Genomic DNA, 22418 nt, shown 5'->3' with positions numbered 1-22418 from the left:
ACTGTCGTTCTGAAGGCTCAAAACGACAGTTACGGAGCAGCCGATGGGGAAAGCTAGGCCGAGACCAGGTTGTGCCAGTCGGCGACGAGGGGCAGGTTGTGCGCCTCGGAAACCGAGTGGTGAGCCACGTGGCCTCCGGCGATGTTGAGGCCGGCAGCCAAGGCGGGGTCGCGGTCGAAGGCGGCCTTGACGCCCAGGTTGGCAAGTGCCACTCCATAACGCAGGGTGACGTTGGTCAGTGCGTAGGTGGAGGTGTTCGGAACGGCGCCGGGCATGTTGGCGACGCAGTAGAAGATCGAGTTGTGGACCTTGTACGTAGGTTCCTGGTGGGTGGTGGGGTGGGTGTCCTCGAAGCAGCCTCCCTGGTCCACGGCGATGTCCACTAGGACAGAGCCGGGCTTCATGCGGGAGACCAGCTCGTTGGTGACCAGCTTGGGAGCCTTGGCGCCCGGGATGAGCACGGAGCCAATGACGAGATCTGCGTCGATGACTGACTTCTCGATCTCGTACGCGTTGGAGGCGACGGTCTTCAGGCGGCCCTGGTAAAGGGCGTCCAGTTCGCGCAGGCGGTTGATGTTGATGTCCATGATGGTGACGTCGGCACCGAGGCCCAGAGCCATTGCAGCAGCGTTGGTTCCGGCAACACCGGCGCCGAGGACAACAACCTTCGCCGGGCGGACACCCGGAACGCCGCCCAGCAGCACACCCTTGCCGCCGGCCGGTGCCATGAGGGAGGAGGCTCCCACGACGACCGACAGTCGCCCAGCGACCTCGGACATCGGCGCAAGCAGGGGCAGGGTGCGGCCATCCTGCACGGTTTCGTAGGCGATTGCCGTGACACCGGAATTGATGAGCTCCTGGGTCAGCTCAGGCTCGGCGGCCAGGTGTAGGTAGGTGAAGAGGATGAGGTCCTTGCGGAAGCGGTGGTACTCGGCCTTGATGGGTTCCTTGACCTTCATGACCATGTCGGCGCGTGCCCAGACGTCGTCGGCTTCGGCCACGATCTCAGCACCGGCAACCGCGTATTCCTCGTCCGTGATGCCGGAGCCCAGGCCCGCGCCGCGCTCCACCAGGACGGTGTGTCCATGGGTGCGGAACTCGTGAACCCCCGCGGCGGTGATGGCAACGCGGAATTCGTTGTTCTTGATCTCTTTGGGGACACCGATAATCATTTTGGGCTCCATGTTCGAAAGGCTTCAACGGCCTTATTCTCTGCGGGGGACTGTGATTCCAGAATAAATCCGCTGTGAGCCAAGCGACATGAACGGCGACGGCCGCCGTGGTGAACTACCCTGGATTTCCGGGGTTTTTGTCTTCCCAGGCTCGACATTTGTCGAGCCTGGGAACGTCAGGTGTCGCCTGATGTTCGTTGGGCAAAGTAGTGTTTTCTCCATGCAGCAAGACGTGGAGAAAATCGTCGAGGACGTCGCACTCAAGCTAGGCCGTGGCCTCTCCTTGGAAGACCTCGACGGCGTCCTGCTCTCCTACAGTTCCAACCAGTCCCATGCGGACCGTGTGCGCGTGAACTTCCTCCTGAGTAAACGGGTTCCGGTGGACGTCAGTGCGTGGCAGCTTTCGCACGGCATCGCTACTGCGGTGCGTCCCGTCGTCGTACCCGCCAATGAAGAGCTCGGCATGGTGGGGCGCGTCTGCGTCCCGCTGCTGGTGCGCGGTTTCCGCGTGGGATACCTCTGGGTCCAGCAGGACCTTGACGAGCAGACCGCGACGGCGATCCTCGCCGAGTTGCCGGGCGTTCGGGACGAGCTGGACCTCCTGGCGGGACTGCTGCTCGATTCCAATACGGCGGAGTCGGAGTTCCGGCGCCGCCGCGAGCAGGAATTCCTGACTGCGTGCCAAGGAGAATCCAACGCTGTGGCGGCCGTAGCCGGATGGAAGGAAATCCAAGGCCGGGGCCCGTGGCAGTTGGTTACCGTGCTCGACGCAGAGGACAGCCGCGGCGTCGCCGATCCCATCGCTGCCACCCTGACGCACCGTTCCTCGGCGCTGCAGGCTACCATCGGCGTCGATTCCGTACTTTTCAGCGCCGGCACCGAGACGCATTCGGTCCTGCTGTTCCGCGAAACCGGCGGCCGGGCTGAACACGCGCAAGTCCTGGTCCACTATCAGCTCGAGCTCGCCAAGCGTGCCGGCCGGAAGGTGGACCGGGTCATCCTCGGCATCAGCGAGCCGTTTTCGGTGGTCCGTCAATTGGGGCGGGCCTACCGGCAATCGAAGCTCGCGGCCCAGGCTGCCGCCGTCGATCCACCACTCGGCGAGCTCGTGGACAGCCGCTCGGCGGGCATCTACCAGTTGTTCGAACGGCTACAGGCGCCTGGCGGCTGGGACGATTCGGGCTCTTCACATTTCCAGGCGATCGAGGACGCAGACCGCAACGGCGAGCTCCTGCCCGTGCTCGAACTGCTTTACGACAGCGACGGTTCGGTCCAGGACGTGGCCACGAAGCTCCACTTGCACCGCAGCAGCATCTACAACCGGCTGGCCAGGGTCCGCCAACTCATCGGCGCGGATCCGTTGAATGGCGCTATCCGGCTCGAACTGCACGCGACGCTCAAAGCGCGCCGCTGGGCGGGGCGGCCGCGGATTTGAGGTTGCCTGCATTTGAGGCCGCGCCGGTTACCCCTTGAACGGCCTCAGCTGAAGGCTGCAGCGCCAGCGGTCCGGGCGACGCTGGATTGATACGGTCCGGGCCCTCCGGCAGCACCGCCCGTGCCACTCGACGGAAGAGGTTCGATGCTGTCCCATCCCCACTACAGGACCCCGCTTGCAGCGTCCAAAATCGACCCGAGATCCACGCCCGGTTGGGTGGGCTGCGGCGTGGGAGTGGGACTGGCCGGGGTCCGTGGCCTCCAAGAACCTGTGGGCGCGGGGGAGGGCGTGTTGGTCTGGGGTGGAGCCGGCGTGGGAGTCGCTGGCCCGCTCGGAGCCGGGCTGGGAGCTGGCGCGGGCTGAGCCGGAACCGGAACGGAAGGACCGGGCGCCGGGACGAGGCTTGGGGGCAGTGCTGACGGGATTGCGGCAGGAACCTGAACGGAGATTGATGGTGCCGAGGCGCTCAACGGTTCGACGGCGGCGGAATGTTGCCCCGGGTCCGCGGCGGTCTGGCCGGCGTTGGCGCTCGGGGTAGCGGCGGAAGGTGATGCTACTGCGTTGGGGGAAGCGCTTGCGGTCGTGGAAGGAGCGCCGGATTGTGTGGAGCTCTGGTTATCCGCGCTGGCAGCATCCTGGGCGCGAGTTTCCTGGCCGAAGAAGGGCAACTCAAGGGCATGGCCCAGGGAACCGGCGGTCAACAGGATGCCTAGGGCTCCGGCCGCTACTGCCATTCGGTTGCTCATCGTCCGGATGGTGGCAGCCTTCTTGAGGACGGCGTGGGGCTCACGGCTGAACGACGAACCCGCAAAGGACGCCGGAGCGAAGCTGGCAGGAGTAACCGTTGGAAGGGCGGTCGTGGGTGCCTTCTGGGTTTCGGCGGGGGGCGCAACTGTCGGGATGGCCGCGGTGGCGGGTTCAGGTTCTGCGGGTGCCGCGGCCGTTGTTGCCACTATCGGAATAGTCGCGGTGGGGGGTTCCGGGGCGGTGGCGGGTTCCGCTGTTGCGGGTACCGCGGCCGGAAGGTTCGCGGTCTCGCTGGCTTGGGCTGCCCGCTTCCGCTCGGCCGCGCGGGCGGCCGCTCGCGTGGTGGGCGCCGCCGTCGTCGGGTTCGTCGGGGTGGTGGGTGCCGCCGTCGAACCTTCGGAAGCCGGTTCAGGGATGAACGGTCCGCTGTCTTGGGCCCGACGGCGTCCGGTCGGTTTGGTGCGCTCGCGCGCCACTTGGGCACGGCGAGGCTGATCCATGGTTGGGGACATGGTGATTGCCTCTCAACGCCTTCGAGGTTAGCTGTCGGGTTCGGACGAGGCCGTCCGGCCGCGCATGCGGCTTCACCCCAAGGGCCTGTGGAGAAGTAGGCCCGGAGACTCTGGGTCCCCCGTCTCTGCCGCAGTTCTAGCGGAATCCGGGTTGCGGCAGAGCTCGGCGTCAGCCCGGAAGCGGCCCAGCTGGGGATTGGGTCGCCCCTCGACGGTACAACAGCCGACTAGAAAAGTCACATTTAGATAACGGGCCGGGCGGTCGGTATTCCGCGGGGGATTTACGCCAAGCGATCTAGTCCTGCGACGCTCCAGCTTGCCCGGCGATGAGTCCGGCGACGTGTTCGGCGTCCCGGCCGACACCGCCCACGAGGCCCGAGGTCAGTCCGTATTGGAAAGGCATACCCACGAAGAACAGACCCGGCAGTTGTTCCACGGCCCCCCGGCAGGTAAGCGGCCAGCCGTCCTCGTCCGCCGGAAGTCCTTGGATCCAAGCAAAGTCCGGTTGGTACCCGGTGGCCCAGATCACGGTGGAGACTGGGAGTGTTTGGCCATCGTCCAGGAGCGGTTGGCCCCCATGGGTGCCCGTCAGGCGTGGCAGGCGGGTGACTCCCGCGACGTCGAGCTCTTTCGTGGAGGCTCGGATCAGAGGCGCGCCGTGCTTGGTGAAGCCGACCGCAACTTTGCGGCCGATAGGCGTGGATCGGTTCATCACGTTGTGGATGAAGAGCCACCAAAGCCCCCCGGCGTATCGCGTCACTGGACCCGGAACATGGAACGGGGGAGTTCCGGCAATGTAGGTGCGGTGGCTGGATACGAGCTCCAAGGCAATTTCGACGCCGGATGTCCCGGAGCCGACCACCAGGACATCTCCGGGCGGAACTGAGTCCGGGTTGGCGTACTCCGCTCCGTGCAGTTGGTGAATGCCCGGGTCCAAGGCCTCTGCGAAGGCTGGAATCCTTGGGCGCGCATTCGGGCCCGTTGCCACAACCACGTTCTTGGCCAGGATCGGTCCGGAGCTTGACTGGACTCGGTATCGCCCGTCGTCGCGCTCGATTCCGGTGACCTGGACGCCATGACGCACCGGGAAGTTCCAGTTGCTTGCATACGCCTCGAGGTATTCGGCCATGGCGTCTTTGCTGGGAAAGGTGCCCCGATTGGCGGGGAAGGGCAGGCCGGGCAGGGAGTCGTGCTGCGCAGGGGTGAATAGCCGCAAGGAATCCCAGCGGTTCCGCCACACATCGCCTGTGCGGGCATGCGAGTCCAGGATGAGGAAGCCTTGCCCTTCTTTCTTCAAATGGAATCCGGTGGCAAGCCCAGCCTGTCCGGCGCCGATAACCGCGGTGTCTACTTGCTCAACGTTCATGTCCATCGCGAAGCCTCCTGAGGTGTGCCGGCTTCATTAGAATATCATTCCAGTCACTGGAATGATATTCTTTTTTCGTGGAGATTCGGCATAACAACAGGCGGGTGGCTCAAGCTGTCGCCACGAAAGCTGCGGTGGTTGAGGCCGCCAGGGAACTGTTTCTGAGCAGGGGATACGTGGCCACCACTATCGGGGCAGTTGCCGAGCAAGCTGGCGTGGCTATCCAGACCATTTACAATTCCGTGGGCAACAAGGCGGCGCTGCTCTCGGCCGTGGTCGACGCTACCGCTGCCGGTCCGGAGGCGCCCCGTTCCGTTCCGGAAACCATGCGCGAGCGGACAGCCGCAGCCGTCGACGCCGGCGCGGTCGTTGAATTGTTGGCTGACTGGTTCTCCGAGGTGCACCCACGGAGCAGCGAATTGTTCAGCGTCATGAGGCAGGCATCCGCCGTCGACGCTGAAGCGGCCAAAGTGCTGAGGGACCGGGCAGAGCTCCGGCTACGGAACTACGCCGAAGCGGCTGACGCGCTCCGGCAACGTGGGGCGCTGACCTCCGGCATGAGCGATGAGCAAGCAGCGGCCGTGATCTGGTCGGTGGGCCACCCTGACACCTATCGATCACTGGTACTGGATTTCGGCTGGGAACCGGAGCGGTACCGGGATTGGGTCCACGCAGCGCTGAAGGCGGCCCTCGCCTAGCTTTTCGCTACGTGCTTTCCTCTTCTGCCGTGGCCGTCTTCTTCTGGGTCTCCAGCCACGCCATGATGTCCGCGAGGCGGATGCGGCGGTGCGTGCCACGGTATTCGACCGGGATTTCGCCACGGTCGGTCATGTTGCGCAGGTAGGTATGCGAGATTCCGGCGAGTTCAGCCGCCCGCGACGTCGTGAGCATTTCCTCCACGCTGCTGACCGTCACCGCTTCGCCACGGCCCAGCCGGCCGAGGAGATCGACGACGGCGTCCCTCGCCTCATCGGGCAGCCGGTGGACGGTGCCGTCCACGAAAACGGTGATGTCGTTGCTGTCCTGGAGTGCGCGCGCCAGGTTCCGGGCGTCCTCTGCCGGAAGACCGGGAGTCACGCGGGGAGCTATCAATGCCATGGCAGAAGCCTAGCCGCATCGATTTGTTGGGCGGAACTGCGCTAGATTCACGCTTATGGTCAACTACCCCGCCAACCCGGATCCGGGCCCCGCCGTGGCCGTGGCAATCGAGCTGCTGGTGCGGCAAGGCTACGACGCCACCTCCGTGGATGACCTCGCCGATGCCGCCGGAATCAGCCGCAGCACGTTCTTCCGCAAGTTCGGTTCCAAAGAGGACATCGTTTTCGCTGATCACGACCGGATTCTGGCTCGGGTTCAGGAGCTGCTTTCGCTTACGACGGCGGACCCGTTGCGTTCCGTTGTGGATGCGGCGCTCTTGGTGTTCGACCACCACATAGGCAACCGGGAAACCTCCCTGGCGCGCTACGAGCTCCTTCGCCGCGTCCCAGCCCTTCGTGATCGTGAACTGGTCATGACGCACCGCTATCAGCGGGCTTTTCGAGATCATCTCCAGGCTGCACTTCCCGAGGACGAGAACCGGGAACTTACTGCCGTGGCCTTTGCTGCGGCGGTAGTCGCGGTGCACAACAGCGTCCTGCGCCAATGGCTGCGGTCGGCCGTTGACCGCGAGCACATCGAGGGCGAGGCGCGGGAAGCTGAGGCCCAAGAGCTGGCCGCCCGGCTCGCGCGGGATTTGGGAGCTCTGGCCGACACTTTCGCCGGGGTTCCCGCCCGGGTTCCAGCGAGCCAGGCGGCTGGTAGGCAGTCCGCGGACAGTGGCCGTCCCGCCGTCGTGGTTGCAGTCCTGGACCCGGCAGCCGGGACGGAGCGGATTCTCCAGGCGGTCCGTGACGCCCTGACATAGTTCGTTTTCGTCGCGGGCGTCGGATTCTGCTGGATCATTCGGGTGTCCAATCAAAAAAACCCCGTGGTTTCGCGGCTCCGTCTTTGGGCGGGGCGGAGTGATCCAGCAGAAACTCTCACTGGAACTGAGTTCCTTGACATGAAACTGAGTGTCAGCGCATGCTGGGAGTCGCAGATCGCAACCCCAGAGCGAGGATTCCTCCATGATGACGACGTCCGACGACACTTCCGCAGAACTGAATGCCATTTTTCCGGACGGCACTGTATTTCCGCACGGCACTGTATTTCCGGACGGCACCATGGAACCCGAATATGTGCTGAACGAAGCCTTGGACCCGGACCCGGCCTCCGTTTTCAAGGACATCAGCAACCAGGACCGTGCCTACCGGGAGCGTGCCCGGGCCTTTGTCCAAGATGAAGTCCTTCCAGTCATCGCGGGCTACTGGGAGCGGGCGGAGTACCCGCTGCACCTCGTGAAGCGTCTGGGCGAACTCGACCTGCTGCGCGACGGGATCGACGTCGACGGGTTCCCGGCCATGAGCAAGACCGCTGCCGGGCTGGTCACCATGGAGCTGAGCCGCGGTGATGGCTCCATCGGCACGGTGGTGGCAGTCCAAGGTGGTTTGGCATTGCGTTCCGTGGCCGAATGCGGTTCTCCCGAACAGCGGACCCGCTGGCTTCCAGCACTTTCCCGGGCCGATGAATACGGCGCGTTCGCCTTGACCGAACCGGCGCACGGCTCCGACTCGGTAGGGCTCGAAACCACTGCAACAGCCGTCGAGGGCGGGTATGTCCTCAATGGCGAAAAGAAGTGGATCGGCAACGGCTCGATCGGCGGCCTGACGGTGGTCTGGGCTCGTGGCGACGACGGACAGGTCCATGGCTACCTTGTCCCGCAGGATTCCCCTGGCTACTCCGCCACGACCATCGAGGGCAAGCTCTCCCTGCGGGCCATCTTTCAGGCACACATCCGCTTGGAAAACGTCTTCGTACCGGCGGAAAACGTCCTCCCGGGCGCACGGAGTTTCAAGGACACCGCCCGCGTCCTTTTGGCGACCCGGCTCGGAGTGGCCTGGTCCGCCGTCGGGCATGCCACTGCCTGCTACGAGACTGCAGTGCAGTACGCCGCCCAGCGCCGGCAGTTCGGCCGCCCGCTGGCGGCTTCGCAGATTGTGCAGGAGCGTCTTGCCCGCATGCACTCCGAGCTCGCCACGATGCAGCTCTTGGTCATGCAGATGACCAAGCTGGACGAGGAGGGCGTGCTGACCCCCGCGCAGGCGGCGCTCGCGAAGTTCACGTGTACCCGCACCGCCCGCGGCATCGCCTCGAACGCGCGGGACCTGCTGGGTGGCAACGGAATATTGTTGGCCAACCGCGTGGCACGGCACTTCGCCGATATCGAAGGCATCCATACATATGAGGGCACGGAGACCGTCCAGGCCCTGATCATAGGACGCTCCATTACGGGTATCTCCGCCTTCGCCTGAGCGGCTTGCTCTTGCCCCCTGCCCCTCGTGACGCTCGCTCACCGTGTGACGCTCGCTCACCTTTACGGCCTTTTGCCGCGACGCTCGCTCAGATGTGAACCCATTCGACGGATCGCTCCTGCAGATCTGCAGGCCCTAATTCCCTCAGCTTGGTGTGGTCGCTGGAGCCATGGCGTCACTCCACCACGGCAATCGCGAAGCCACCCCACGCGCGCTTCTTCTTGGTCTCACGACCGAGCACATGCTGTTCGAGTAGCGCCAACCCACGGGATCGGAGAAGTTCGGATAGACGCTCCCGCGACGGCGGTGCACTGTCCACGCCGAACTTCAACGGTTCTCCTACTGCTTTGGCCGCCGCCCTCCCGAATCGCCAATAAGGCATGCTCGACTCGAGCGGCTCGGTCGTGAAGTAGTCGAACGCGAGCAGGCTGCCCTTGGCGCAACTCGCAACTTTGCTCAGTGTGTCCTCGATCGCTCCCCGGTCGAGGTACATCGTCACGCCCTCCCAGAGGAACAGAGCTGGGCGCCGGGGGTCGAACCCGGCATCCACGAGTTTGGCGAGCCAGTCGTCCTTCTCGAAGTCCGCTGGCACGAACGTGACCCTGGGTGCGTCGATTCGTGCCTTGATCAGTATGTCGCGCTTGACCGCCTGTGTCTTCGGGGCATCGACCTCGAAGGAAGTGACCGGCGTGTCCTGCGGGAGCCGGTATGGGCGCGTGTCGAAGCCTGCTCCGAGGATGACCAACTGATCGATCCCGGGAAGGAAGCGGTCCACGGCCCCGTCGAAGAACGTGACCCTGGCCGACGCCTCGGCTTGTGGAGGTATCTCGCCCTCGAATGGGTACCGGAAGGTCTTCGGGACGAAGCCTGTGACGCGGTGCGCGAAGAGCAGCACAGTACTGAGCGCATAGAAGGCGACGGCGGCACTAGGCTTGCGCATTCCCGGTCCCTTTCGGCTGGTGGTGCTCATGGGCGACTGTGCGGTCCGGGCAATCGCCTATGAGCAGTTTGGGGCCCCGAGTAACGCTTGTCACCCGCTGCGCCGCAGAAGAGACGCTAATTAACGCCGCGAGTCACAGCTCATATCTGCAGGAGCGTTGGGGGCCGTCATATCTGCAGGAGGGTCGGGAAAGGGGCCTTCAGATGTGAGCGAGCGTTCGGTTGGAGCAATTGATGAGGGCGGTTAAAGAAGAATCCAATTTCCGCGTCACGATTCGGCACCTGGTCCCACAAACAGACAGCGCGCCATCGCGGTCCCCCCGTACTTGATGGCGCGTATTCCGGTAGAGACCCCCGGAAGCTGTGGCCGGTCCTTGCGGCCGGCCACAGTCCCCACCGGCTCCCAGCCTTCGCAAGCTCAGGCCGGGGCCCTCGCCGGCGTGGGCCCCCCCACCGGGCCCCGGCACTAAACGGCGTCGAGGTCTGTTTCCAACAGGGTTACCAGGGAATCCAAAGCAGCATGGTTTCTCCTTGTGTTCAGATAGAGCGGTACGGCGGGGCTCAGAGCCCGAGTTCCTCGAGGATCGGCAGCTTGGCACGGACCCAGGCTTTGGCGTCGAGGGCGTCGGAAGCGCTGAGCGCCAAGCGGGCCAGCTCCTGTGCCTGTTCCAGGGTCACTGTTTTGAGCACGGTTCCGACGGCGGCCAGGGACCGGGCGGTCATGGATAGCGTGGACACGCCCAGGCCAACAAGTACGACGGCGAGGGCCGGGTCTGCGGCTGCCTCACCACAGACGCCAACTGGTTTGCTGTTGCCCTCTTCCGCAGAGCCCGCGACGGTCAACTGGACCAAGCGCAGGACGGCAGGCTGCCATGGGGTGTTGAGTTCGGCAAGCGGGCCGAGTTGCCGGTCGGCGGCCATGGCGTACTGCGTGAGGTCGTTGGTACCCAGTGACGCGAAGCCTACGTGGCGCAGGACCGAGGCCGAGGTCAGTGCCGCAGACGGAACTTCCACCATGACGCCCGGAGTCTTGATCCCGGCGGCGTCACACAGCGAGGCGAAACGGGCGGCTTCGGCCGGCGTCGAGATCATGGGCGCCATGACCCACACGTCGGCTTCTGATTCCTCGGCGGCTATGGCGATGGCCTCGAGTTGGCGTTCCAAAACGCCCGGCGTGGTGAAGTCGGTGCGGTAGCCGCGCACACCGAGGGCCGGATTGGGTTCGGTGGCGTCGGTGAGGAAGGGAAGGGGCTTGTCGGCGCCGGCGTCGAGGGTCCGGAGCACCACCTTCTTTCCCGGGAAGGCGTCGAACACGCCCCTGTACGCCGCGGCTTGTTCCAGTACGGTCGGCTCGGTATCGCGTTCCAGGAAACAGAACTCGGTGCGGAAAAGGCCCACGCCCTGGGCGCCCAACGCTGCGGCCGCGGCGGCGTCCTTGGCCCCGCCCACGTTGGCGAGAAGCGGCACCAAGTGGCCGTCCGCCGTCGTGCCGTTTCCATCAAAAACCGCCAGCGTGGCGGCATTTTCAACCCATGCGAGGGCGGCGGCGCGCTGCTCCTCGGAGGGTTCGAGGGAAAGGGAGCCGGCCGCGCCATCCACAAAGACCTCGGTGCCGTCCGGGATTTCGTCCACCCCGCGGGCAGCGACGACGGCGGGCAGGCCGAGCGAGCGCGCGATGATCGCCGTGTGGGACTGCGGTCCGCCGCCCGAAGTGACCAGTGCTGTCACGATGGCGGGGTCCAGCGTTGCGGTGTCTGCCGGGGCCAGGTCTTCGGCCACCAGGATGAACGGAGTGTCCGACGCCGGGATCCCCGGGGCGGGGACACCGCGAAGTTCGGCGACGATCCGGGCGCGGACGTCCAAGACGTCAGTGGCACGCTCGGCCATGTACCCGCCCAGGTTGTGGAGCATTTCCGATACCGAGGCGCCGGCTTCCCAGATAGCGCGTTCCGCGGAGCTGCCGTTGTTGTTGATGAGCTTGGTGGCCGATTTCAGGAGCATGGTGTCCTTGGCCATCAGCGCGGTGGCTTCCAGCACGGCCTTACCGTCCCCACTGGCCTTGTCCGCGCGTGCCTTGAGCTCGTCGTGGACCGATTGGGCGGCCGCTTTCAGTCCGGCGACGGCTTCTTCCGCCGTGGTGGAAACGGCTAGCTGCTCGCCCGACGGCGGTTCGCTGACTGGCTTGGGCATCTGACGGATAGTGCCAATGACGCGGCCCGGGCTGACGCCTACTCCTTGGAAATTCTGCACTGAAATCCTCTGTTCCTGCTCTCGGATCGGACCCACCGGCTGCGGCGCCTCGGGGTCCGAAAAAATCTCCTGTGACTCACTTCATATAGCGTTGCTATAGGTGCTAGGGTAGCGGCTATGAGTTTCGATGACCAGCTTCCGCCTAAAACTCGGCTGCTCCGTGCAGCTGCCGAGTTGCTGGCGAATTCGGACGGGTCGCCGGTCTCTACGCGCCAAATCACCAAACTTGCCGGCGTCACGGCGCCCACGCTTTACCACCATTTCGGCGACAAGGAGGGGCTGTTCGACGCCGTCGTTGCAGCCGGCTTCGAGGAGTACGTGGCGGGAGAGCGGGACTTCGCACCTTCTGGGGAACCCCTGGAAGACGTCCGGCGGATGTGGGACAACCACGTCCAGTTCGGACTTACCCAACCGCACCTTTACCTGGTGATGTTCGGCAATATCCGTCCCGAAAGCAGGCCGGCCATCGTGGCTGATGCCGAGTCGCTTCTGGAGGAAATGCTGAGCAAGGCGGCCATTGCCGGACAGGTCAACGTACCCCCGCGCGAGGCAGCAAGGAGCATTCTGGCAGCCAACGTTGGTGTCACGCTCATGCTCATTGCAGAGCCATTGGAAGACCGGAACCTCGAGCTCTCCACCATGACCCGGGATTCCATGATTTTCGCCGTGTCCACGGAAACAGCCCGTGGCGCCGCAGCCGACGACTCCGGCAAGTCGTCCGTTGTTGTTGCGGCAATCGCGCTGAATGCGGCACTCCAAGCCTCGCATTCAGACCAGCTATCCAGTTCGGAACTGAAGCTTTTCCTTGAATGGCTTCACCGAATCTCCAGCAGCTCCTAGAGCTGTCCTCCTTCGATAGATATCGACTGATCCCGCACTGATGCGGGGCTCACGTTAGGAATTCACACAATGGCAACAGTGTCAGTTGCGAAACAGCGCACCAGCGTGCGCGTTGGTGTCCAAAAGTTCGGAACGTTCCTCTCCGGCATGATCATGCCGAACATCGGGGCCTTTATTGCATGGGGCATCATTACCGCCCTGTTCATCCCGGCCGGGTTCTTTCCCAATGCGGACCTAGCCAAACTGGTGGGCCCCATGATCACGTACCTGTTGCCACTCCTGATCGGCTACACCGGTGGCCGGGCGGTCCACGGCATCCGCGGCGGCGTGGTTGGAGCCGCCGCCACCATGGGTGTGATTGTTGGTACGGATATCCCGATGTTCATCGGTGCCATGCTCATGGGTCCGCTCACGGCCTGGATCATGAAGAAGCTCGACAAGGTTTGGGAAGGCCGGGTCAAGCCGGGCTTCGAGATGCTGATCGACAACTTCTCCGCAGGCATCGTCGGTGCCGCCCTGGCCATCTTCGGCATGCTGGTGATCGGCCCGGTAGTGAAGGCCTTCAGTGACGGGGCGAGCAACGTCGTCGAATTCCTGGTCCACAACGGACTTCTGCCGCTGACCAGCATCTTTATCGAACCCGCCAAGGTACTGTTCCTCAACAACGCTGTCAACCACGGCATCCTCACTCCGCTCGGTACGGAACAAGCGCTGCAAAACGGCAAGTCCATCCTGTTCCTGCTGGAGGCCAACCCCGGTCCGGGCGTCGGCGTCCTGCTCGCCTACATGTTCTTCGGTAAAGGCCTGGCACGGGCATCCGCTCCCGGCGCCGCGCTCATCCAGTTTGTCGGCGGCATCCACGAGATCTACTTCCCGTACATTCTCATGAAGCCGATCCTCATCCTCGCCACGATTGCGGGCGGCATGACTGGCATCTTCACCTTGGTAGTCACCGGCGCGGGCTTGCGTTCGCCGGCAGCCCCTGGCAGCATCATCGCCGTCTTTGCCGCGACAGCGAAAGACAGCTATTTCGGTGTGGCACTGTCTGTGCTCCTTGCAGCCACGGTGTCCTTCCTGATTGCCTCCGTGATCCTGCGGACCAGCAAGACCACCGACGTGGACGCGCTGGGCCAGGCAACGTCCAGGATGGAAGAGCTCAAGGGCAAGAAGAGTTCCGTTTCCTCCGCTCTCCTGGGCGCCGGTGGCGGTACCGCTGTCCTGACCCGTCCTATCCAGAACATCGTGTTCGCGTGCGACGCCGGCATGGGCTCCAGCGCGATGGGTGCCTCGGTGCTGCGCAACAAGATCAAGGCAGCCGGTTTCCCGGACGTCAAGGTCACCAATTCGGCCATTGCCAACCTCAGCGACACCTACGACGTCGTGGTCACGCACCAGGATCTGACGGAACGCGCCCGGCCGGTCACCTCCAGTGCCGTACACGTCTCCGTGGACAACTTCATGAACAGTCCCCGGTACGAGGAGATTGTGGAACTGGTCAAGAGCAGCAACGCCGGATTCGGCGCTGAGGGCTCGACGGCGGTCGCCGAACCGGCCGCCGGTGTCCCTGCCGCCCAACCGGCCACCGCCGTCGGGGGCAAGGATGTCCTGCTGGCTGAAAGCGTGATCCTCAACGGCACCGCGACAGACCGTGACTCGGCCATCGACGAAGCAGGCAGGCTCCTGCTGGACCGCGGCTCCGTGGACATGGGCTACATTCACGCCATGCATGAGCGCGAGGAATCCGTGTCCACGTACATGGGCAGCTTCCTTGCTATCCCGCACGGCACCAACGCGGCAAAGAACCACATCCTGCACTCCGGTGTCTCGATTGTCCGCTACCCCGAAGGCATCGACTGGGGTGGCAAGCAGGTCAAGTTCGTCGTCGGCGTCGCCGGCATCAACAACGAGCACCTCCACATCCTGTCCTCCATCGCCAAGATCTTCACGGACAAGGCGCAAGTGGCCCAGCTTGAGCAAGCCGAGTCGGTACAGGAAGTGCTGGATCTGTTCGGAAAGGTCAACGCATAGTGAAGGCAGTCCATTTTGGGGCCGGGAACATCGGACGGGGATTCGTCGGGTTGCTGTTGCACGAGGCTGGATATGAGGTGGTCTTCGCCGATGTCGCGGACGCCTTGATCAGCCAGCTCGCCTCCGCCTCCTCCTACGAGGTCCACGAGGTTGGCGAAAATGCGGCGGTCAAGACCGTGTCCGGTTTCCGGGCCCTGAATTCGGGCTCTGAGGAGGCTGCCGTCGTCGCGGAAATCGCGACGGCGGACCTTGTCACCACGGCTGTGGGGCCGCACATCCTCAAGTTCGTGGCGCCAGTGATCGCACGCGGCCTGGCCGGCCGGTCGCCGTCGTTGGCTCCGCTTCAGGTCATGGCCTGCGAGAACGCGATCAACGCCACGGACCTCCTGCGTTCCGAAGTTGAGGCCGCTTGGGACGGTGCCGCGGGTGATCTTTCCTCTGTGGCGGTGTTTGCCAATACTGCCGTGGACAGGATCGTCCCCAACCAGGCGCCCGGCCAAGGCCTGGACGTCACCGTGGAGACTTTCTACGAGTGGGTCATCGACCGCACCCCGTTCGCGGGCACGCCTCCGGTGATTCCGGGAGCGACCTTCGTGGACGAGCTTGGTCCGTACATCGAGCGCAAGCTGTTCACCGTCAACACTGGCCACGCCTCGGCAGCTTACTTCGGCTATGGTGCCGGCTTGGAGAAGATCTCCGAAGCCATGGCCGATGCCTCGGTGGCTGCGCGAGTACGGGCCGTGTTGGAGGAAACCAAGCACCTTCTCGTGGCCAAGCACGGCTTCGTCGAGGCCGAGCAGGAGGCGTACGTGCAGAAGATCCTGTCCCGCTTCACCAACCCGTACCTTCCGGACACAGTGAATCGTGTGGGCCGCGCTCCGCTGCGCAAACTGGGCCGGCACGAGCGGTTCATCGGCCCGGCCGCGGAGCTCGCCGAGCGGGGAGTCACTCCCGTTGCCCTGCTCGACGCGATGTCCGCTGCCTTGCGTTTCGACGACGGAGCAGACGACGAAGCCGTGGAGCTCACCCGGATGCTTTCCGAGATGGACGCTGCCGAGGCGGTTGAACGCATCACGGATCTGCCGCCGACGCACCCGCTGTTCCCGCAGGTGCAGAAACTGATCGAAGACCGCAAGGCCGAGGGCTAAACTCCGGCCCCACTCGCCGGGCCCGGCTCCCCGGCGAGCCTCCTGCAGATATACGGACTTTTTCCCGAACGCTCGCTCACCTTTGGGCCGTTTTCGAGCGATCCTCCTGCAGATCTGACGGCCAAAACGCTCACAGTCCTTCACTTTTGATGTGCGGGAGGGTGAGCGTTTTGGGCCCCAAAGGTGAGCGAGCGTGGATTAGCTGCCGAGTTCTTCCGACGCCGTTAGTCCGGCCGCCTGGACGCGTCGCAGGAAGTCGGTAATGACGGCGATTTCAGCGTCGTCGTAGTCCGCACAGATGGTGTCCATGAGGCCGTTCATTCCTGAGTAGGGCCGGAACATCTCGGCGTTTCTGTCGGGAAGAACCCGGATTACCACGGCGCGCCGGTCGGACGGATCGCGGTCCCGGACTATCCAGCCTCCGCGTTCAAGTCGGTCGAGGATGCCGGTCATCGTGGCTGGGTGCAGGCCTGTGTGTTTGGCCAGCATGCTCGGGCTGAGCGGCCCCCGGTGCGAGATCAGGTCAAGACAATCAAGGTCAACGTCCTTCAGCTCGGCTTGAGTGCCGACCTGGTGATTGAGCACAGATAGTTGCACGCGTACGCCGCGAAGCTCGGCCTTGAGGTCAGTCACCTTTGGCGGGAAGCACCAAACCCTCGTTCTCATGATGATCTGCAGGAGGGTTTCGGTTTGGTCCCCCAAAAGTGCAGGAGGGTTGTGAAAATAGCAGTGAACCATCCAAGAAACTGTGATTGAACGTTTCACTCAAAATTCGTGCAACAAGTCTCGGGCTGTGTCAGGCTAGTGGTATGAGTCACGCAAATCCAGGAGTGAAGCCGCTGTTGAGCATGGTTCTGGACGAAGGAGTCTTCACGCTCCGCCGGGCCCACTGGGAGGACCTCCCCGCCATTCTGAGACTGCTCGCAGCTGATCAATTGGGCAGCTCCCGCGAAAACGCCGAGGATGTTGGTCCCTATTTGCAAGCATTCCAACAGATCAACGAGGATCCCGCCCAATTGTTGGTGGTGGGCCACTTGAACGGCGCCTGCGTAGCAACCTTCCAGCTGAGCTTCATTCCAGGCTTGGCGCGGAAGGGCTCGCTCCGCTGCCAGATCGAGGCCGTGCGTGTCGCTGCCGAGCTGCGGGACCATGGCGTTGGTGCTGCAATGATGCAGTGGGCCATCGAGGAGGCCAGGAGCCGTGGTTGCACCATGGTCCAGCTGACTAGCGACAAATCCCGCAAGGATGCCCATCGCTTCTATGAACGGCTGGGCTTCGTGGCCAGCCACGAGGGATTGAAGCTGGCGCTGTAGCCAGGAATCCGAAGAGGCCCTTACTAAAAGAGATGCGCAATCCTTGATATTTAGGTATCCTAACTGTTAGGATACCTAAATATGACAACCAATCAAGCCGACGATGCGCTCCTCGCCCTCGCCCAATCATTCCGGGAAGCCTTGCGGCAGAGCGTCTACGTGATGCGCCGCCTCGATTCCGAGGAGCAACTCAGTTCAGCTCAGCTTGGCGTTCTCAAGATGGCGCTCGACGGCGGTGCACGCGTCGGAGGGATCGCCCGGAACCTTGGGGTCAAGGTCCCTAGCGCCACGGAGCAGATCATCAAGCTTGAGCGCGCCGGTCTGGTCAAGCGCGAAGCAGATCCGGACGACTCCCGCGCCGTCCGCGTCGCTGCGACACCGGCCGGGCGTGCCGCCGTCGAGAATGCAGACCGCCGGCGCAACGAATTCATCGCCGGGATTCTCGGGACCCTGAGCCAAGCGGAGCGCGACGCCGTCCAGGCCGCCCTTCCGGTGTTCGACAAAATCAACAATTCAGTCCAGAACTAAGACCAGCCAAAACTAGGAGAGCAGTCCATGAAAGGCCAGCTCGCAGACCAACTGCAGCCAGCGGAAGAAACCCTCGAGGCCGAGAAGGCCTCGTTCCTCAAGCAGCCCAAGGCTGTGTGGGCCACAGCGATTGCCGCCGTCTTCGCCTTCATGGGCATCGGCCTGGTTGATCCGATCCTGCCGGCCATCGCCAAGAACCTCCAGGCCAGCCCCAGCCAGGTGTCCTTGCTCTTCACGAGTTACTTCCTTGTCACTGCCGTCGCGATGCTCGTGACGGGGTTCGTCTCGTCGCGGATCGGTGGCAAGAAGACCCTCATGATCGGCCTTGCCCTGATTGTAGTGTTCGCCTCACTGTCCGGTCTTTCCGGCAGCGTGGGTGAGCTGGTCGGATTCCGCGCCGGATGGGGACTTGGCAACGCACTCTTCGTGGCCACCGCGCTTGCCGTGATTGTCGGCGTCGCGAGTGGCGGAACGGGAACTGCCATCATTCTGTACGAGGCCGCCCTCGGTCTGGGCATTTCGCTCGGCCCGTTGCTCGGAGCACTCCTTGGTGGCTGGCAATGGCGCGCACCGTTCTTCGGCACGGCTGTCCTTATGGCTGTTTCCTTCATTGCCTTGATGGTCCTTCTGCCCAATACTCCGGCCCCGGCAGCGAAGGCACGCCTCCGTGACCCGCTCCTCGCCTTGGGCCACAAAGGCCTCCGCACCACGGCAGCTAGTGCCCTGTTCTACAACTACGGCTTTTTCACCATCCTGGCCTTCACCCCGTTCATCCTGGGGATGGATGCCTACGGTATCGGCGCAGTGTTCTTCGGCTGGGGCGTGGCCGTGGCCGTGTTCTCAGTCTTCGTGGCACCCGCGCTGCAGCGTCGCTTCGGTACAACCAACGTCCTGGTCGGCACCCTCGGAGCCCTCCTTCTGGACCTCGCCGGTCTGGGACTGGCCGCGGGGCACTCGGTGACCGCCGTCGTCGTACTGGTCATTGTGGCCGGGGCCCTGCTGGGCATCAACAACACGCTCTACACCGAACTGGCCATGGAAGTCTCCGATTCGCCGCGCCCCGTGGCCTCCGCCGGTTACAACTTTGTGCGCTGGATGGGCGGGGCGCTGGCTCCGTTTGCCGCAGCCCAGCTGGGCGAGCACTTCGGCCCGCAGGTTCCGTTCTTTGCCGCGGCGGGTGCCCTGGCGTTCGCGATCATGGTGGCCGTGGGCGGTCGCCGGTTCCTAAGGTCGCACGAACCGCACCTCGTGTAGGGGGGGTGAGGGCGGGCTACTTGGGCGTAATCGCAAGCTCCGCCGGCTTGGAGCCCTTCGGGATGAACAGGGTGTCAGCTTGCTCGAGGGACATGCCGTTTGTCTCGGGCACCTTGAACATGACGAAGAAGAACGACGCCGCGGCGAACAGTGCGTACATGCCGTAAGTCAGCGGCAGCGAACCGGCCGCCATGATGGGGAAGCTCAAGGTGATGGCGAAGTTGGCGATCCACTGGGCTGCAGCGGCCAGGCCGAGCGCGCGGGCGCGGATGCGTGAGGGGAAGATCTCTCCTAGAAGCACCCATATCAACGGTCCCCACGATGCGCCGAAGCTGACCACGAACACGTTGGCGGCCACCGAGGCTACGGGACCCCAGGCGCCTGTCAAGGACACCGACGAACCCGTCCCGGTGGCGGAAGAAAAGGCGATCGCCATAGCACCCAGGGACACGGCCATGCCGATGGATCCCGTCAGCAGGATGGGACGTCGGCCGATGCGGTCCACGAGCGCGATTGCCACGAGGGTGACCAAGATGTTGGTGATGGACGTTGCCACGGAGATGGCCAGGGAATCTTGCTCGTGGAAGCCAACTGCCTTCCACAGGGTGGTGGAGTAGTAGAAGATCACGTTGATGCCGACGAATTGCTGCAGCACCGACAAGATGATGCCGATCCACACCACGGGTTGAAGGCCAAACGCCTTGCCACGCAGCGAGCCCTTTGTGGTGGAGAGCTTGTCCTGCTGGATGGAGTCGCGGATCTCGCGGATGTGGCGTTCGGTGTCGTCGCCGGGCATCAGGGTGTCAAAGATCTTGCGTGCGGTGTCCTCCTTGCCGTTAAGGACCAGGAAGTGCGGGGATTCCGGCAGTCGGAAGGCGATCAGGCCGTAGACCGCTGCTGGTACGGCGCAGGCGATGTCAATACCGAGCCACAAAGCGTGGTGGGCGCTTCCCGCGGACGTCGCCAGGACGGCATCGGACAGCAGGGCCGCGAAAATGCCGGTGGTGATCGCCAGTTGCTGCAGCGACGCGAGCCGCCCGCGGACCTGGCGCGGCGAGATTTCCGAAATATAGGCCGGTGCAATCACGGACGCAAGGCCGATGCCCAGACCGCCCACCAGCCGCCAGAAAACCAAGTCCCAGATGCTGAAAGCCATGCCCGTCCCGATGGAACTGACCAGGAAGAGTGCGGCACCAAGTTTCATGGCGGGAATGCGGCCGTAGCGGTCGGCCACCTTGCCCGCAAGATAAGCTCCCGCGGCACAGCCGAGCAGGGCGACCGCCACCGCGAAGCCCGTGACGGCCTCGCTCAGCGCGAATTCGTCCTTCATCGCATCCACTGCGCCGTTGACCACCGAGGAGTCGAAGCCGAAGAGGAACCCGCCCACAGCTCCGGCAACGGCAAGGCCAATTACCCTGCGTGGGACGCCGGAATGGCTGTCAGGGCTGGAAATGGGCATGGCTCTCCCTTGGGGAAGTGTGGGGGATTGTGCGGCGCGGTCGTCGTCGGCTGCTGAATCCGACGGGGACGCCGGTGCACTCGCGCTACACAGTGTGGCACGCCGTCAGCGTGAACTTCCAGTCAGTGACGCGCGCCGCCGTCGGGCAGGCACCTCAACGCGGCCAGCGACGTCGGCCGTGTCACGCCACGCAGACTTTCGCGCCGCCGTCGGGCACTCCACCGCGCAAACGCTGGAAACGACAACGGCAGGCAGTCCAAAAGACTGCCTGCCGTGACGCGATTTGGTGCCTAGCGGAACCTAGTGCGCGGAAACGGATTCCTTCGCGGCTGCCTTCGGGTCCGTCAGCTTCTTGTTCGGCAGGGCGAAGCTGATCAGGAACGCGAGGCCAGTCAGCGCCGCTGCGGTCAGCATGACGGCGTCGATCGACTGTGCGAAACCCTCGGTTATAGGCCTGGTGAGCACCGGGTTGGCGTGGTGCAGCCAGCTGGTGTCGTTCAGCGAATCGTTGCTGGCGCCGTTCTTGAAGAAGTCGTACAGCTTGGCGTTGGCGGGATCGGCGGCAACCGCAGGATCCTTGAGCACCTTGAGGTAGTCCGCGTTCCCGATTGCGTCCTTCATGCCCGAGGCGATCTTGTCCGCCGCCAGGCTGAAGAGCATCGAGATGAACACTGCGGTACCCACGGCGCCGCCCATGGAACGGAAGAACGCCGCGGTGGAGGTGCCCACGCCCATATCCTTCGGCGGTACGGACACCTGCATGGCGAGGGTGAGCGGCTGCATGCAGAAGCCCAGGCCCATGCCGAAGAACACGGCGATCAGGCCGGGAACCCACAAACCGGTGTCCACGCCAAGGGACAGGCCCATGACAACGGCAGCCGCCGTCAGGATGGCCGTGCCGAGAATCGGGAAGATCCGGAAAACGCCCGACGCCGAGATGGTCCGCCCCGCTGTAATGGAACCGAAGAGGATACCCACCGTGAAGGTGATCATCATGAGGCCGGCCTCGGTGGGGGTGAGGCCCTTGACCAGTTGCAGGTACATGGGGAGCATTGCGATGGCCCCGAACATGCCGATGCCGATGATGAAGTTCAGCAGGGAGGACAGGCCGAAGGTGATGTTCTTGAAGAGCCGCAGGGGAATCAGTGCGTAGTCGCCTGCGCGCTTCTCAACCAGCAAGAACGCGACGATGCCAACGAAGCCCAGCCCGTAGCAGATCCAAGAGTTGACGGAGGTCCAGCCCCAGCTGCGTCCCTGTTCGGCCACCAGCAGCAGCGGAACGATCGCCAAGGTGATGGCCGCCGCGCCCCAGTAGTCGATCTTCTGCTTGACGTGCTTCGCGGGCAGGTGCAGGTAAAGGAACACCACGGCCAAGGCGGCCAGGCCTATGGGCAGGTTGATGAAGAAGACCCAGCGCCAGCCGTCGAAGCCGAGGATGTTGGACGAGCCAGCGAAAGCGCCGCCGACCACGGGACCGAGGACCGAGGAAACGCCAAAGACGGACATGAAATAGCCCTGGTACTTTGCGCGGTCCTTGAGGGCAACGATGTCGCCGATGATGGTCAGGGCGAGTGCCAGCAGACCGCCGGCGCCCATGCCTTGGATGCCGCGAGCAATGGCGAGCTCGGTCATGGAGTGCACCGAACCGGCGTACAGCGAGCCGGCCAGGAAGATCAGGATCGCGGCCAGGTAGAGCGGGCGGCGGCCGAAGATGTCGCTGAGCTTGCCGTATAGCGGAGTGCTCACCGTGGACGTGATGAGGTACGCCGTGGTAGCCCATGCCTGCAAGGACAGGCCATCGAGGTCGTTGGCGATCGTGTAAATGGAAGTGGACACGATGGTCTGATCCAGGGAGGACAGGAACATGCCGAGCATGAGGCCCACCATGACGGTGAGCGTCTGACGGTGCGTCAGGACCTCGCCGGCGGCCCTAACGGGCGTGGCTTTGGACATTGCTTCTCCAAGGGGTCGAAGAAAAGGGGGATTAAGCAGGATAGTTGCTTTCAGTAACTATCCTAATCGATCCCGTATTCCCTGT

General features: G+C 63.9%; 19 protein-coding genes and 1 riboswitch. Of the genes, 10 read left to right on the top strand and 9 right to left on the bottom strand.

The annotated features are described in order from the left end of the window. Positions 1–53 precede the first annotated feature (53 nt). Positions 54–1172: an alanine dehydrogenase gene (gene ald, locus OOZ51_RS10680; protein WP_265979480.1), complete on the bottom strand. Its 1119-nt coding sequence runs from the start codon at positions 1170–1172 to the stop codon at positions 54–56. A 220-nt stretch (positions 1173–1392) separates the two neighbouring features. On the opposite strand from ald, the gene OOZ51_RS10675 reads away from it, so the two are divergent. Further along, positions 1393–2607: a PucR family transcriptional regulator gene (locus OOZ51_RS10675; RefSeq protein WP_265979479.1), complete on the top strand. Its 1215-nt coding sequence runs from the start codon at positions 1393–1395 to the stop codon at positions 2605–2607. A 161-nt stretch (positions 2608–2768) separates the two neighbouring features. Here the strand turns inward: OOZ51_RS10675 and OOZ51_RS10670 are convergent, their stop codons facing one another. Together OOZ51_RS10670 and OOZ51_RS10665 are read right to left on the bottom strand one after the other, a co-directional pair. Beyond that, a complete protein-coding gene (locus OOZ51_RS10670) occupies positions 2769–3866 on the bottom strand; it encodes a RodZ family helix-turn-helix domain-containing protein (RefSeq protein WP_265979477.1) in 1098 nt (365 codons plus the stop codon). A 2-nt stretch (positions 3867–3868) separates the two neighbouring features. Beyond that, positions 3869–4018: riboswitch (cyclic di-AMP (ydaO/yuaA leader) on the bottom strand. Positions 4019–4161: 143 nt separating this feature from the next. After that, on the bottom strand, positions 4162–5238 hold the full coding sequence (locus OOZ51_RS10665; protein WP_265979476.1) for a flavin-containing monooxygenase: 1077 nt from the start codon (positions 5236–5238) through the stop codon (positions 4162–4164). Positions 5239–5336: 98 nt separating this feature from the next. Between OOZ51_RS10665 and OOZ51_RS10660 the strand changes: the two genes are divergently transcribed. Next, complete coding sequence (locus tag OOZ51_RS10660) at positions 5337–5930, top strand: TetR/AcrR family transcriptional regulator (protein ID WP_265979475.1); 594 nt, start codon at positions 5337–5339, stop codon at positions 5928–5930. A 7-nt stretch (positions 5931–5937) separates the two neighbouring features. Here the strand turns inward: OOZ51_RS10660 and OOZ51_RS10655 are convergent, their stop codons facing one another. Beyond that, complete coding sequence (locus tag OOZ51_RS10655) at positions 5938–6330, bottom strand: helix-turn-helix domain-containing protein (protein WP_265979474.1); 393 nt, start codon at positions 6328–6330, stop codon at positions 5938–5940. A 55-nt stretch (positions 6331–6385) separates the two neighbouring features. On the opposite strand from OOZ51_RS10655, the gene OOZ51_RS10650 reads away from it, so the two are divergent. Then, entirely contained in the window at positions 6386–7135 is a 750-nt protein-coding gene (locus OOZ51_RS10650) for a TetR/AcrR family transcriptional regulator (RefSeq protein ID WP_265979473.1), read from the top strand. 205 nt (positions 7136–7340) lie between these two features. Continuing rightward, positions 7341–8621: an acyl-CoA dehydrogenase family protein gene (locus OOZ51_RS10645; RefSeq protein WP_416346370.1), complete on the top strand. Its 1281-nt coding sequence runs from the start codon at positions 7341–7343 to the stop codon at positions 8619–8621. Positions 8622–8796: 175 nt separating this feature from the next. Here OOZ51_RS10645 and OOZ51_RS10640 read toward each other — a convergent pair whose 3' ends face one another. Together OOZ51_RS10640 and ptsP are read right to left on the bottom strand one after the other, a co-directional pair. Then, complete coding sequence (locus OOZ51_RS10640; RefSeq protein ID WP_265979471.1) at positions 8797–9561, bottom strand: class I SAM-dependent methyltransferase; 765 nt, start codon at positions 9559–9561, stop codon at positions 8797–8799. Positions 9562–10121: 560 nt separating this feature from the next. Beyond that, on the bottom strand, positions 10122–11810 hold the full coding sequence (gene ptsP, locus OOZ51_RS10635; RefSeq protein ID WP_265979470.1) for a phosphoenolpyruvate--protein phosphotransferase: 1689 nt from the start codon (positions 11808–11810) through the stop codon (positions 10122–10124). 117 nt (positions 11811–11927) lie between these two features. On the opposite strand from ptsP, the gene OOZ51_RS10630 reads away from it, so the two are divergent. The 3 genes from OOZ51_RS10630 to OOZ51_RS10620 all read left to right on the top strand — a co-directional run bounded on the left by OOZ51_RS10630 (position 11928) and on the right by OOZ51_RS10620 (position 15826). Then, positions 11928–12650: a TetR/AcrR family transcriptional regulator gene (locus OOZ51_RS10630; RefSeq protein ID WP_265979469.1), complete on the top strand. Its 723-nt coding sequence runs from the start codon at positions 11928–11930 to the stop codon at positions 12648–12650. Positions 12651–12719: 69 nt separating this feature from the next. Further along, a complete protein-coding gene (locus tag OOZ51_RS10625; RefSeq protein WP_265979468.1) occupies positions 12720–14678 on the top strand; it encodes a PTS mannitol transporter subunit IICBA in 1959 nt (652 codons plus the stop codon). Further along, a complete protein-coding gene (locus OOZ51_RS10620) occupies positions 14678–15826 on the top strand; it encodes a mannitol-1-phosphate 5-dehydrogenase (RefSeq protein WP_265979467.1) in 1149 nt (382 codons plus the stop codon). The genes OOZ51_RS10625 and OOZ51_RS10620 overlap by 1 nt, the downstream gene beginning before the upstream one ends. Before the next feature lie 198 nt (positions 15827–16024). Here the strand turns inward: OOZ51_RS10620 and OOZ51_RS10615 are convergent, their stop codons facing one another. Next, the gene (locus tag OOZ51_RS10615) at positions 16025–16459 is read right to left on the bottom strand and encodes a MarR family winged helix-turn-helix transcriptional regulator (protein WP_265979466.1); all 435 of its coding nucleotides are present in this window, start codon (positions 16457–16459) and stop codon (positions 16025–16027) included. Between the two features lie 176 nt (positions 16460–16635). On the opposite strand from OOZ51_RS10615, the gene OOZ51_RS10610 reads away from it, so the two are divergent. From OOZ51_RS10610 to OOZ51_RS10600, 3 genes are all read left to right on the top strand, one after another. Beyond that, the gene (locus OOZ51_RS10610; protein ID WP_265979465.1) at positions 16636–17139 is read left to right on the top strand and encodes a GNAT family N-acetyltransferase; all 504 of its coding nucleotides are present in this window, start codon (positions 16636–16638) and stop codon (positions 17137–17139) included. A gap of 81 nt (positions 17140–17220) precedes the next feature. Continuing rightward, complete coding sequence (locus OOZ51_RS10605; RefSeq protein WP_265979464.1) at positions 17221–17667, top strand: MarR family winged helix-turn-helix transcriptional regulator; 447 nt, start codon at positions 17221–17223, stop codon at positions 17665–17667. A gap of 27 nt (positions 17668–17694) precedes the next feature. Beyond that, positions 17695–18921, top strand: coding sequence for an MFS transporter (locus OOZ51_RS10600; protein ID WP_265979463.1), 1227 nt, complete (start codon positions 17695–17697; stop codon positions 18919–18921). Positions 18922–18937: 16 nt separating this feature from the next. On the opposite strand, the gene OOZ51_RS10595 is transcribed toward OOZ51_RS10600, so the two are convergent. After that, positions 18938–20380: a sugar porter family MFS transporter gene (locus OOZ51_RS10595; protein WP_265979462.1), complete on the bottom strand. Its 1443-nt coding sequence runs from the start codon at positions 20378–20380 to the stop codon at positions 18938–18940. A gap of 300 nt (positions 20381–20680) precedes the next feature. Then, the gene (locus OOZ51_RS10590; RefSeq protein WP_265979461.1) at positions 20681–22333 is read right to left on the bottom strand and encodes an MDR family MFS transporter; all 1653 of its coding nucleotides are present in this window, start codon (positions 22331–22333) and stop codon (positions 20681–20683) included. Positions 22334–22418 lie beyond the last annotated feature (85 nt).

Source organism: Arthrobacter rhizophilus (assembly GCF_026241105.1).
Classification (GTDB): Bacteria; Actinomycetota; Actinomycetes; order Actinomycetales; family Micrococcaceae; genus Arthrobacter.
This window is presented reverse-complemented; position numbering and strand designations above follow the sequence as displayed.